Source organism: Hydrogenophaga sp., from assembly GCF_031426985.1.
In the GTDB taxonomy this organism is placed as follows: Bacteria; Pseudomonadota; Gammaproteobacteria; order Burkholderiales; family Burkholderiaceae_C; genus Hydrogenophaga.
The window spans coordinates 26,876-38,464 of the sequence record NZ_JASJOY010000107.1 but is presented as its reverse complement, the minus strand read 5'-3'; the positions used below and the strand labels follow the sequence as shown (position 1 = coordinate 38,464).

The following is an 11,589-nucleotide window of genomic DNA, read 5'->3' as shown; positions in this document are numbered from 1 at the left end:
CGCGTCAGCGGGGTTCAGGCGGCGTTCAGGCGGCGCTGTGGTCGGTGCCGATGCGGTTGCGCAGCACGCCCAGGCCGGTGATCTCGACCTCGGCCACGTCGCCTTCTTTCATGTACAGCGGCGGCTCGCGGCGGTCGCCCACGCCGCCGGGGGTGCCGGTAGCGATCACGTCGCCGGGCGACAGCGGCGTGAAGCGCGAGACGTAGGCCACGATGGTGGGGATGTCGAAGATCAGGTCGCCCACGCTGGCGTGCTGCACCACGTTGCCGTTGACGCGGGTTTCCAGCGTCAGCGCGGTCACGTCGGGCACCTCGTCGCGCGTCACCAGCACCGGGCCGAACGGCGCCGTGCCGGGGAAGTTCTTGCCCGGGGTGAACTGGTGGGTGTGCTTCTGCCAGTCGCGCACGCTCACGTCGTTGAAGCAGGCGTAGCCGGCGATGTGCTCGAAGGCCTTTTCCTTGGCGATGTGGCGGCCGCCGGTGCCGATGACAAAAGCGAGTTCACCTTCCCAGTCGAAGCGCTCGGAGAACGCGGGGCGCAGCACCACGTCGTCGTGCGCGGCCAGGCTGTCGTTGAAGCGCAGGAACAGCGAGGGGTACTCGCTGTCGGGGCGCTTGGTTTCGGCCACGTGGCTCTTGTAGTTCAGGCCCACGCAGATCAGCTTGCCGGGGTTGGGGATGACCGGCAGCAGGCGCACCTGGTCGGCCCGCAGGCCCTGCCCGGCCGCGGCCCCTGGCACAGCGCCCAGTTCGCCCGCCGCGATGACCGCCTTCAGGTCGGCAAAACGCTGCTGGAAGGCATCGGACACGGCGTGGTACAGGCCGGTGGCATCGACGACGCCGTAGGTGGCGCGGCCCTGGACTTCAAAACTGGCGAGTTTCATGGGGTGTCTCCGGGTGTCTGGAACAACGGTTCGGGAAGGAATGGACGCAGTCTAGGGAGCGGCTTGTCATCTGCATAGAATGCAAACCGAGATTTCAGACATCTCTGAAAAGGCATACCAATGAGCGCACGCCACCCCGCCAACCCGAACGACTTCCGCCTTTTCCTGGAGGTGGCCGAGCTCGGCAGCTTCACCAAGGCCGCGGCGCAGCGCCAAACGGTGCAGTCGCACATCAGCCGCCAGATCGGCGAGCTCGAAGCCGCCTGCGGCGGCCCGCTGTTCCGCCGCACCGGGCGCGGCGTGGCGCTGACCGAGCTGGGCCAGCGGGTGCAGGCTCGCGTGCGCGGCTGGGTGCGCGACACCGACCAGCTGCTGGCCGACATCCGCGCCGACGCCGGCCTGCCCATGGGCGAGGTGCGGCTGGCCATCCTGCCTTCGGCCGCGCACCCGCTGATCACGCGGCTCTACCTGCGCCTGCAGGCCGAGTACCCGCTGATCCGCCTGAACATCCGCGAAGGCCAGGGCGGCGAGCTCGACACCCTGCTGGACACCGGCGGCGTGGACATGGCGGTGCTGTTCCGCTTCCGCAAACCCACCGGCGCCGACGAAAAGCTGCTGGCCACCGCCGGCACCTACCTGGTGTCGATGCCGGGCGACCGCCTCACGCGCGACGACACGGTGGACTTCGCGCGGCTCGAAGGCCTGCGCCTGGTGCTGCCGCGCCGGCCGTCGCACTGGCGCGCGGTGCTGGACGAAACCGCGCGCAGCAAAGGCTTTGCGCTGCAGGCCGAGGTGGTGGCCGACTCGCTGCGCGTGCAGAAAGAACTGGTGGCCCACTCACCGGGGCTGTACTCGGTGCTGGGGCCGTTTTCGATGGCCGAAGAAATGCGCTCGGGCGGGCTGCAGGCGGCGCGCATCGTCGGCCCGGACCTGCGCCGCTACGTCACCCTGGCCCTGCCCAAACAGGGCCAGCTCACCCCGGCGGCCAAGGTGGTGGCGAAACTCATCGGCGAGACCGACGAGCCCTGGGGGAGCCTGCCCGGCGAGCCTGAGTGAACGGGTTCGCCGGCTTCAGAGCCGCTGGTCGGTCGAGGGCTTTTTCCAGAGGTTGAGGCCGCCGTCCACCGCGTGCTGGTCGATGGCGGCCAGCTCGTCGGCGCTGAACTGCAGGTTGTCCAGCGCGCCCACCAGTTCGGTGATCTGCTCGGGCTTGCTGGCGCCGATCAGGGCCGAGCTCATGCCCGGGTGGCGCAGCACCCAGGCCACCGCCATCTGCGCCAGGCTCTGGCCGCGCGCCTGCGCCATGGCGTTGAGCGCGCGCACATGGGCCAGGTTCTGCTCGCTCAGGTGCTCGGCCTTGAACGAGCCGCCGCCCGGCCGGTTGATGCGCGCGTCGGCCGGCACACCGCCCAGGTACTTGTTGGTCAGCAGGCCCTGCGCCAGCGGGCTGAAGGCGATGCAGCCCATGCCCTCGGCCTGCAGGGTGTCGATCAACTCTTCCTCGACCCAGCGGTTGAGCAGGCTGTAGGACGGCTGGTGGATCAGCAGCGGCACGCCCATCTGCCGCAGGATGGCCGCGGCCTCGCGCGTCTTGCCGGCCGAGTAGCTGGAGATGCCCACGTACAGCGCCTTGCCCTGCTGCACCGCCGTGGCCAGTGCGCCCATGGTTTCTTCGAGCGGGGTGTCGGGGTCGAAGCGGTGCGAATAGAAGATGTCGACGTAGTCCAGTCCCATGCGCTTCAAGCTCTGGTCCAGGCTGGCCAGCACGTACTTGCGCGAACCGCCACCCTGGCCGTAGGGGCCGGGCCACATGTCGTAGCCGGCCTTGCTGGAAATGATGAGTTCGTCTCGGTAGGGCCGGAAGTCGCGCCGCAGGTGTTCGCCGAAATTGGTCTCGGCGCTGCCGTAGGGCGGGCCGTAGTTGTTGGCCAGGTCGAAGTGGGTGATGCCGGCGTCGAAGGCGGCGCGCAGCATGGTGCGCTGCGTGGCCATCGGCGAGGTGTCGCCGAAGTTGTGCCACAGGCCCAGGGTGATGCTGGGCAGCTTGAGGCCGCTGCGGCCAACGGTGCGGTAGGGCATGCGCTCGTAGCGCTGGGGGTGGGCGGCGTACACGGTGGATCTCCTGGTTGTGGATCACGGACAGACAGGCCGCCACTCTACCCAGTAACCACCCGGTAACCCCGTCCCGTGCGCCAGCCCCCTTGTGGCGCGCGGGGTCGGACGCCCCCTGCCCCGGAAAACCCTGCTGGGGCAGCAGGCATCGGCCGCGGTCCGGTCCACGGGTCTAGCATGGTCGGTGCATGTCGACCCCTGGAGTGGTCGGCAACCTGTGCCCGCCGACCAGGGCGGGCGGCTGGCCGCACCCCCCATGACCGCAGCCCGCGGGCGGGCCGATCTGCGTTGCCCCTTTCAGCAGGAGACCGTCATGGACCATGCCCTTGAAAGACACGCGACCGTGGACACGCCCCAGGTGCGCCGGGTGCACACCACACAGCCGCTCGAATGGTTGCGCCGCGGCTACGCGGACCTCGCCCGGTCGGGCCGGTCAAGCCTGGCCTACGGCGTGTACATCACCGCCTTCGGTGTGATGCTGCTGGCCCTGGGCTGGGGCGCCACCTACCTGGTGCCGGCCTTTGTCGGTGGCTTCCTGCTGGTGGCGCCGTTCGTGGCCATCGGGCTCTACGCCATCTCGGCACAGATCGAACGCCACGAACGCATCGACGTGGCGCGGGCCATGTTCGCCTGGCGGTCCAACACCGGTTCGATCGCGCTGTTCGGCCTCATGCTGACGCTCTCGCTGATCCTGTGGGAGCGGGTGGCGGCGATCATCTTCGCGCTCGCCTACGGCGGCCAGGTGCCCGACCTGTCGGCGGTCGTGCAGGACGTGCTGTTCTCGGGCGCGTACGGGCCGCTGTTGCTGGCCTTTTTTGGCGTGGGGGCCGCGTTCGCGCTGATGGTGTTCACGCTGTCGGTGGTGAGTGCGCCGCTGTTGCTCGACCGGCCGCTTGACGCCGTGACGGCCGCCATCACGAGCATGCGCTGCTGCGCGGAGAACCCCGCGGCGATGGCCTTGTGGGCCGCGCTGATCGCCGGCCTGGTGCTGATCGGTTTCGCCACCTTCATGCTGGGCCTGATCGTCATCTTCCCCTGGCTGGCCCACGCCAGCTGGCACGCCTACCGCGACCTCGTGGAGCGGGTCGATTGATCGAACGTCCCGGCGCGGCCGCGGCGGCTCAATGGAGCCGCAGGCCGCTGAACTGCCCGTGCCGGGACTGGCGCATCAGCGCATGGAACTGCCGGTGCTCCAGCCTGAGCAGGCGCTCGTGATCACCGCACTCGATGTAGACCACGCTCTGGGTTTCGAGTTCGTCGTCGACCACCGTCTCCAGGCCCCAGACCATGCCCAGCGCGGGCACGGCGCCGCGTTCGCAGTCGGGGAACAGCGTGGCCACGCGGTCCTCGTCGGTCAGGTGCAGGTGCTCGCGCGCCAGCAACTGCGACACCCGGCCCAGCCGCACGTAGCGATCGGCCGGCACCACGGCCACCACGCAGCCCATGTCGTCTTCCAGCACGACGGCCTTGGCCAGCTGGTGCGGCGGCACGCGCGCGGCGTGGGCGGTGTCCGGGCTGTTGCGGGTGTGCCGGTGGCGCCGGATGCCGTATTCGGCGTCGTTCACCAGCAGGAAGAAGGACAGGCGGGGCGGAATGAACATGATCGGCTCCAACGCGATGTGTGGACCTCGGCGTGGCGTGCAGGTCGGGTGCGTGCGCTAGCGGAAAAACAGCAGCCGCGTCAGGTGCAGGTAGTCGGCCTCCGAGGCCATCAGCCCCACCAAGGCCACCAGGGCCAGCGGCGGCAGCAGGACGGCGCAGATCAGCGCCAGCCGTTCCCAGGCCAGGTGCATGAACACGGCCACGATGAGGCCGGCCTTGAGCAGCATGAAGACCAGGATCAGGCCCCAGCGCCACAGGCCTTGCAGGTGGTAGTAGTCGACGGCGTACGACATCGTGCTCAGCACGAACAGCAGGGCCCAGACCTTCAGGTACAGGCCGATGGGGTGCTGTTGCTGCCCGGCGGGGGCGTCGCGGGTCGTGTGCATCGCGTTCACCACAGGTAGAACAGGGCAAAGATGAAGACCCACACCAGGTCGACGAAGTGCCAGTAGAGGCCGGCGATCTCGACGATCTGGTGGTTGCCCGAATGGTCGTACTTGCCTTGCAGCAGCCGCACCGCGACCACCAGCAGGTAGATCACCCCGGCCGTGACGTGCAGGCCGTGGAAGCCGGTGATCATGAAAAAGCTCGAACCGAACTGCGCCGCGCCCATGGGGTTGCCCCAGGGCCGCACGCCTTCGTCGACGATCAGCTTGGTCCACTCGAAGGCCTGCATGCCGACGAACAGGGCGCCGAAGGCCGCGGTCAGGAACATCAGCCGCGCCGCGTTGACGCGCTCACCGCGGTAGGCGCAGTGCACGGCCATCGCCATGCTGCCGCTGCTGGTGATGAGCACGAAGGTCATCACCGCGATCAGCAGCAGCGGCACGTCAGCGCCGCCAACGTGCAGCGCGAACACCTCGCTCGGGTTCGGCCACGGCACGGTGGTGGACATGCGCACCGTCATGTAGCCGGTGAGGAAGCTGCCGAAGACGAAGGTGTCGCTGAGCAGGAAGAACCACATCATCGCCTTGCCCCAGGCGATGTGGAAGGTCTGGCCGTCGGACGACCAGTCGGCCACCAGCCCGCGCAGCCCCGTCACCGGCGCAGAGGTCCCAGTGCTCGGCGATGTGACGTGGGTGGGGACGCTGCTCATGGTGGTCTTTCAGGCGCGCCCGCAGATGAAGCGCACCACCTCCGGCGTCAGCCAGCCGAGGGCGGCGAACAGCACGGCCCACACGGCGAACAGGAAGTGCCAGTAGCGCGCACACAGCGTGATGCGCAGCGCGAGCCGCCGCGGCTCGGCCGGCGGTGCCACGGCCGGCGGCACGGTGATGCTCCAGGCGACCAGACCGCCGATCACGTGCAGCCCATGCAGCGCGGTGAGCACGTAGAAGAAGCTCGCCGCCGGGTTGCCCGCGAGCCCCACGCGCGCGTCCAGCAGGCTTTGCCAGGCCCACAGCTGCGCGCCCAGAAAAGCCATCGCGGCCAGGCCGCCGGCCAGCAACAGGCCGCGCGCCCGCGCGTGGTGCAGCGCCTGCGCGGCCGTGGCCGAACGCTGCAGCAGCAGGCCCCCGGCCAGCAGCAGCGCACTGCTCAGCCAGAGCTGGGGCGGCATGCCGATCGGCGACCAGTCGGCCGCCTCCATGCGCATCGCGTAGGCGACGAGGAACAAGGCGAACAGCGCGCTGACCACGCCCATGAACAGCCACAGCCCGGTCGCGGCGGCGCGCGCCCGGGTGCTGGCCGGGTCCCCGATCGGCAGTGTGGTGGTGTTCATGAGCGGGCTCCATTCCGGGGCGCGGTCGGCGACGCCGGCGCCCCGGCTTCCTGGCCACCGGCCAGTGCCGGGGCGTCCTGTGCGATGAAATCCTGTGGGGCGCCCGGCACGCTGTAGGCGTAGGCCCAGCGGTGCACCACCGGCAGCTGCGCGCCCCAGTTGCCATGGTGCGGCGGGGTGTGCGGCGTGGCCCATTCCAGCGACGCCGCGCGCCAGGGGTTGGGTTCGGCCCGGCGCCCGCGCCAGGCGCTCCACAGCAGGTTGAACACGAACAGCAGCTGCGCCGCGCCCACGATCAGCGCCACCACGGTGATGAAGGCGTTGAGCGTGTGGGCCGAGGCGGGAATGAAGGCGTAGTTCGCGTACTCGTAGTAGCGCCGCGGCATGCCCAGCACGCCCAGGTAATGCATCGGAAAGTAGATCGCGTAGGTGCCGAGGAAGGTGATCCAGAAGTGGATGCGCCCCAGGCGCTCGTCGAGCATGCGACCGGTGACCATGGGGTACCAGTGCGTGATGGCGCCGAACACCACCAGCAGCGGCGCCACGCCCATGACCATGTGGAAGTGCGCGACCACGAAATAGGTGCCCGACAGCGGGATGTCGACGCTGACGTTGCCCAGGAACAGCCCCGTCAGCCCGCCGGCCAGGAAGGTGAGGATGAAGGCCAGCGTGAACAGCATGGGCAGCGTGAGGTGTATGTCGCCGCGCCACAGCGTGAGCACCCAGTTGTAGACCTTGATCGCGGTGGGCACCGCGATGATCAGCGTGCTGGTGGCGAAGAAAAAACCGAACCAGGGGTTCATGCCGCTGACAAACATGTGGTGCGCCCACACCACGAAGCTCAAACCGCCGATGACGACGATCGCCCAGACCATGGTGCGGTAGCCGAAGATCGCCTTGCGGGCGTGCACGCTGATGAGGTCCGACACGATGCCGAAGGCGGGCAGCGCGACGATGTAGACCTCGGGGTGGCCGAAGAACCAGAACAGGTGCTGGAACAGCAGCGGGCTGCCGCCCCGGGTGCCGGTGGCCTGGCCCATCGACAGCAAGGCGGGCATGAAGAAGCTGGTGCCCAGGGTCTTGTCCAGCAGCATCATCACGCCGCTGACGAACAGCGCCGGGAACGCCAGCAGCGCGAGGATGGTGGCCACGAAAATGCCCCACACCGACAGCGGCATGCGCAGCAGCGTCATGCCCTCGCAGCGCGCCTGCAGCACGGTGGTGACGTAGTTCAGGCCGCCCATGGTGGTGGCGACGATGAAGATCAGCAGCGAGACCAGCATCAGGATGATGCCCCAGTCGTGCCCCGGCGTGCCGGGCAGGATGGCCGCCGGCGGGTACAGCGTCCAGCCGGCGCCGGTGGGCCCTCCGGGCACGAAGAAGCTGGCCATCAGCACAAGCACGCTGAGCAGGTAGGTCCAGAAGCTCAGCATGTTCATGTAGGGGAACACCATGTCGCGCGCGCCGATCATGAGCGGGATCAGGTAGTTGCCGAAGCCGCCGAGGAACAGCGCGGTGAGCAGGTAGACCACCATGATCATCCCGTGCATGGTCACGTACTGGTAGTAGCGTTCGGCGTTGATGAACTCGAACACGCCGGGGAAGCCGATCTGCAGCCGCATCAGGTTGGACAGCAGCAGGCCCACCAGCCCGACCGCGATGGCCGTGCCCGCGTACTGCACCGCGATCACCTTGTGGTCCAGGCTCCAGACGTAGCGCCTGACGAAGCTCTGCGGGGCGTCATCGGTGTGGGGGGTGTCGATGTGGGCCATGGCGGTCGTCCTGTGGGCGTCAGGGCCGGGCGGCGGGCGCGGGGCCCTGCGTCTTGATGTAGGCCACGAGCGCGTCGAGATCGTCGGCGCTCAGTTCGATCTGCGGCATCACCGGCGCGAAGCCCTTCACGTTGCGCGCCTTCGGGTTGCGGATGAAGCCGCGCAGGTAGTCCTCGTCGACCCGTGCGGTGGAGCCGTCGGCGAAGGTCTCGGTCTTGCCGAACAGGCCTTGCCAGGTTGGGCCCACGCCGGGCCGGCCATCCACCGTGTGGCAGGCCACGCAGCCTTTGGCCTGCGCGAGCGCGCGGCCCATGGCCGCCAGGTCCTGCCCGCCACCACCGGCCGCTACGCCACCGGCCCGCGTCGCCGCGAAGCTGGGCTGCTGCTGCCGCCAGGCCTGCCAGGCGTTCGCATCCTCCACCACGACCACGCCGCGCATGGCCGGGTGCCCGACGCCGCACAGCTGCGCGCACAGGGACTCGTAGCGCCCCGCCCGGATGGGCGTGAACCAGAACCAGCTCACCTGGCCCGGCACGATGTTCATGCGCGCGCGGAACTGCGGCACGAAGAAGTCGTGCAGCACGTCGTGCGAGCGCGTCAGCACCTTCACCGAGCGGTCCGTCGGCAGGTGGACCTCGTTGGCGTCGACCAGCAGGTCGTCCTGCGCGGCGGGGTCGGCCGGGTCCAGGCCGAAGGGGTTGTCGGCCGAGACGAAGCGCAGGTCGGTGCCGCCCAGCCGGCCGTCCGGCCCCGGCAGGCGAAAACGCCATTGCCATTGCTGGCCGAGGATTTCGAGCAGCATCGCGTCCGCGGGCGGGTCGATGTAGCGCGCGTACACCAGCAGGCCCGGCGCCAGCAGCGCCACGATGCCCAGGGTGGTGATGCCGCCCAGCCAGCGCTCCAGGCGGTGGTTGTCGGGCGCGTAGGCGGCGCGCGCGCCCGCGCGATGCCGGAAGCGCCACAGGGTGTAGACCACGAACAGGTTGATGGCGACAAAGAACACGCCGGTGACGGCCACGGTGACCGTCAGCGTGTCGTCCATCGCGGCCCAGTTCGAGGCCAGCGGCGTCAGCCACCAGGGAGTCACCAGGTGGAAGACCACCGTGGCGACCACGATCACCAGCAGGGCGATGGCGATGCCCATGGTGCCCTCCGGTGGCGGTGTCGCTGCGACGTGTTGCCGCGAGCGGGGCGCTCAGGGAAAGGCCGGGATGTTGGGCTCGACGCCTTCGAGGCGGGCTTCGGGGTGCAGTGCCTGCAGCCGCGACTCGATGGCCTCGACACGCCCGGGCGGCACGTCCAGCATCAGCAGGATCTGGCCCTGCCGGATCGCGCGTTCGAAACGCCGCAGCCGCTGGCTGGGGATGGACACACCGATCAGGCTCGACGCCCAGGCGCCGAAGACCAGCCCCACCATCGCCAGCACGACGACCAGGCCCCATCGCGGCGGCTCGCCGGCCAGCGGCAGGTACCACGCCACCGCCAGGCCCGCCACTGAACCCAGGACCGCGCCGATGAGCGCGCCCAGCTGGGCGGCGCGCACCACGTCGGAGGTCTGCAGGACGTTGGCCATGTGCAGGCCGGAGAGGTTGAGGTCTTCGCGTCCGACAAAGTGCATGTGTCGCTCGTCGATGCGAGCCAGCAGCATGTCATTCATCGTCCGGCGGGCGCTGGCCACGTCGGGCAACAGCCAGTAAATACGCTTGCTCATGGGGGCCTCCTTCCGCAAAGCGGTGTGGCAATCGATGCAAGCTCTCACAACAAACAGACTTCGAACTGGCGTTGTACACCCCCTGGATGGCGATGTCCAAACGCGCCACAAGACCACGAATCGGTATCAAGAATCGCCGGTGGCGTGCTCCGCTCACGGCCGAGCTTCGACAGAAGGGCCTGGGGCCGTACAGGCGCAAAACGGGTGCAAAACAAGTCTTTGCGACAGTTTATGTGTCGCATAAAATAGTTTGCGACAAATCAATTGTCGCAACACTCCCGCGACCTCAACGGAGCCCACCGCATGTCACGCGTCACCCCCACCCAAGAGCTGGACCGGCTGGTCGAACTCATCGCCTCCGCACCCGGCGGCGTGGGCATTGAAGCCATCGAGCAACAGCTGGGCACCCCGCTCCACCGCCGCACCCTGCAGCGGCGCCTGGCCGTGCTGGTGGCACAGCAACGCATCGACATGCTGGGGGAGCGCCGAACCGCGCGCTACCACCGCCGGGCAGCGCCGGCCGACCGCGCCGCCGAGCCCGAGCACACCTGGCGCACCGCCCCTGCCCAGGACGACCTGCCCGTTTCCGCGGCGGGTGCCGAGATCCGCGACCACGTCACCCAGCCGCGCCACCTGCGCAGCCCGGTGGGCTACCGGCAGTCGTTCCTGGAGCAGTACCACCCCAACCACACGGCCTACCTGCCGCCTGCCTTGCGCGAGCAGCTGCATGCCATGGGCCGTTCGCCTGCGCAGCAGACCCCCGCCGGCACCTTCGCCAAAGACATCCTCAACCGCCTGCTGATCGACCTGTCCTGGGCGTCGTCGCACCTGGAAGGCAACACCTACAGCCGCCTGGACACCGAGCGCCTGATCGAGTTCGGCCAGGCCGCCGAGGGCAAGGACGCGCTGGAAACGCAGATGATCCTGAACCACAAGCAGGCCATCGAATACCTGGTGCTCAGCCCCGACAACGCCCGCGTGCAGACCGACACCCTGATCGCGCTGCACGCCCTCCTGTCGGACGGCCTGATGGCCGACCCCTCCGCCGTGGGCCGCGTGCGCCGCCGCGCGGTGGAAATTGGCGGCAGCGTGTACCTGCCCCTGGCGCTGCCCCAGCGGCTGGAGGAACTGCTGGGCATCGTGGTGCAGATGGCCGCAGAAATCACCGACCCGTTCGAGCAGGCCTTCTTCCTGATGGTGCACCTGCCCTACCTGCAGCCGTTCGAGGACGTTAACAAACGCGTCTCGCGGCTGGCGGCCAACATCCCGTTCATCCGGCACAACCTCTGCCCACTGTCCTTCATCGACGTGCCGCAACAGGCCTATGTGAACGCCATGCTGGGCGTGTACGAACTCAACCGCGTGGACCTGCTGCGCGACGTGTTTGTGTGGGCCTACGAACGCTCGTGCCAGCAGTACGTGGCGGTCCAGCAGACCCTGGTGCCGCCAGACATCTTCCGGCTGCGCCACCGCCAGGCACTGGCCGAGGTGGTCGCCGCCATCGTGCGGCAAGGCGAAGCCGTCACCGAACAGGCCGTGAAGAGCAAGATCCCCGCGTCGGTGCCAGTGGCCGAGCACGCCCACTTCTGCACGCTGGTGCTGTCTGAATTTGCCTCGCTGCACGCGGGCAATGCGGTGCGGTTTGGGATTCGGCCGCTGGAGTTTTCGGCCTGGCAGCGGCGGTAGACAGGCGCTCGCGGCGCTGGGGGTTGGGGAAACCCTTCGCTCGCTGGAGTGGTGCACCGGGGCGCCCTGCGCCGCTCATGTCCCCCGACGGCCTGCGACCGTC

General features: G+C 68.8%; 12 protein-coding genes. 3 read left to right on the top strand and 9 right to left on the bottom strand.

The features are described from left to right. Nucleotides 1-25 precede the first annotated feature (25 nt). A complete protein-coding gene (locus RMP09_RS13995; RefSeq protein ID WP_310566592.1) occupies nucleotides 26-883 on the bottom strand; it encodes a fumarylacetoacetate hydrolase family protein in 858 nt (285 codons plus the stop codon). A gap of 120 nt (nucleotides 884-1,003) precedes the next feature. On the opposite strand from RMP09_RS13995, the gene RMP09_RS13990 reads away from it, so the two are divergent. Continuing rightward, nucleotides 1,004-1,939, top strand: coding sequence for a LysR family transcriptional regulator (locus tag RMP09_RS13990; protein ID WP_310566591.1), 936 nt, complete (start codon nucleotides 1,004-1,006; stop codon nucleotides 1,937-1,939). Between the two features lie 15 nt (nucleotides 1,940-1,954). Here the strand turns inward: RMP09_RS13990 and mgrA are convergent, their stop codons facing one another. After that, a complete protein-coding gene (gene mgrA, locus RMP09_RS13985) occupies nucleotides 1,955-2,995 on the bottom strand; it encodes an L-glyceraldehyde 3-phosphate reductase (RefSeq protein ID WP_310566590.1) in 1,041 nt (346 codons plus the stop codon). A 313-nt stretch (nucleotides 2,996-3,308) separates the two neighbouring features. Between mgrA and RMP09_RS13980 the strand changes: the two genes are divergently transcribed. Next, complete coding sequence (locus RMP09_RS13980; RefSeq protein WP_310566589.1) at nucleotides 3,309-4,088, top strand: DUF2189 domain-containing protein; 780 nt, start codon at nucleotides 3,309-3,311, stop codon at nucleotides 4,086-4,088. 28 nt (nucleotides 4,089-4,116) lie between these two features. Here the strand turns inward: RMP09_RS13980 and RMP09_RS13975 are convergent, their stop codons facing one another. From RMP09_RS13975 to RMP09_RS13945, 7 genes are read right to left on the bottom strand one after another with little or no spacing between them, the layout of a single operon-like run. After that, complete coding sequence (locus RMP09_RS13975; RefSeq protein WP_310566588.1) at nucleotides 4,117-4,596, bottom strand: YbaK/EbsC family protein; 480 nt, start codon at nucleotides 4,594-4,596, stop codon at nucleotides 4,117-4,119. Nucleotides 4,597-4,653: 57 nt separating this feature from the next. Beyond that, nucleotides 4,654-4,983, bottom strand: a complete 330-nt coding sequence (locus RMP09_RS13970) for a cytochrome C oxidase subunit IV family protein (protein WP_310566587.1) — start codon at nucleotides 4,981-4,983, stop codon at nucleotides 4,654-4,656. Between the two features lie 5 nt (nucleotides 4,984-4,988). Continuing rightward, the gene (locus RMP09_RS13965; RefSeq protein WP_310566586.1) at nucleotides 4,989-5,693 is read right to left on the bottom strand and encodes a heme-copper oxidase subunit III family protein; all 705 of its coding nucleotides are present in this window, start codon (nucleotides 5,691-5,693) and stop codon (nucleotides 4,989-4,991) included. Nucleotides 5,694-5,702: 9 nt separating this feature from the next. Next, a complete protein-coding gene (locus RMP09_RS13960; RefSeq protein ID WP_310566585.1) occupies nucleotides 5,703-6,317 on the bottom strand; it encodes a bb3-type cytochrome oxidase subunit III in 615 nt (204 codons plus the stop codon). Then, the gene (locus RMP09_RS13955; protein WP_310566584.1) at nucleotides 6,314-8,089 is read right to left on the bottom strand and encodes a cbb3-type cytochrome c oxidase subunit I; all 1,776 of its coding nucleotides are present in this window, start codon (nucleotides 8,087-8,089) and stop codon (nucleotides 6,314-6,316) included. Before RMP09_RS13955 ends, RMP09_RS13960 begins: the two co-directional genes overlap by 4 nt. 19 nt (nucleotides 8,090-8,108) lie before the next feature. Further along, nucleotides 8,109-9,233, bottom strand: a complete 1,125-nt coding sequence (locus tag RMP09_RS13950) for a c-type cytochrome (protein WP_310566583.1) — start codon at nucleotides 9,231-9,233, stop codon at nucleotides 8,109-8,111. Between the two features lie 51 nt (nucleotides 9,234-9,284). Further along, nucleotides 9,285-9,800: a DUF1269 domain-containing protein gene (locus tag RMP09_RS13945; protein WP_310566582.1), complete on the bottom strand. Its 516-nt coding sequence runs from the start codon at nucleotides 9,798-9,800 to the stop codon at nucleotides 9,285-9,287. A 303-nt stretch (nucleotides 9,801-10,103) separates the two neighbouring features. On the opposite strand from RMP09_RS13945, the gene RMP09_RS13940 reads away from it, so the two are divergent. Next, nucleotides 10,104-11,486, top strand: a complete 1,383-nt coding sequence (locus RMP09_RS13940; protein WP_310566581.1) for a Fic family protein — start codon at nucleotides 10,104-10,106, stop codon at nucleotides 11,484-11,486. The last annotated feature ends 103 nt before the right edge of the window (nucleotides 11,487-11,589 follow it).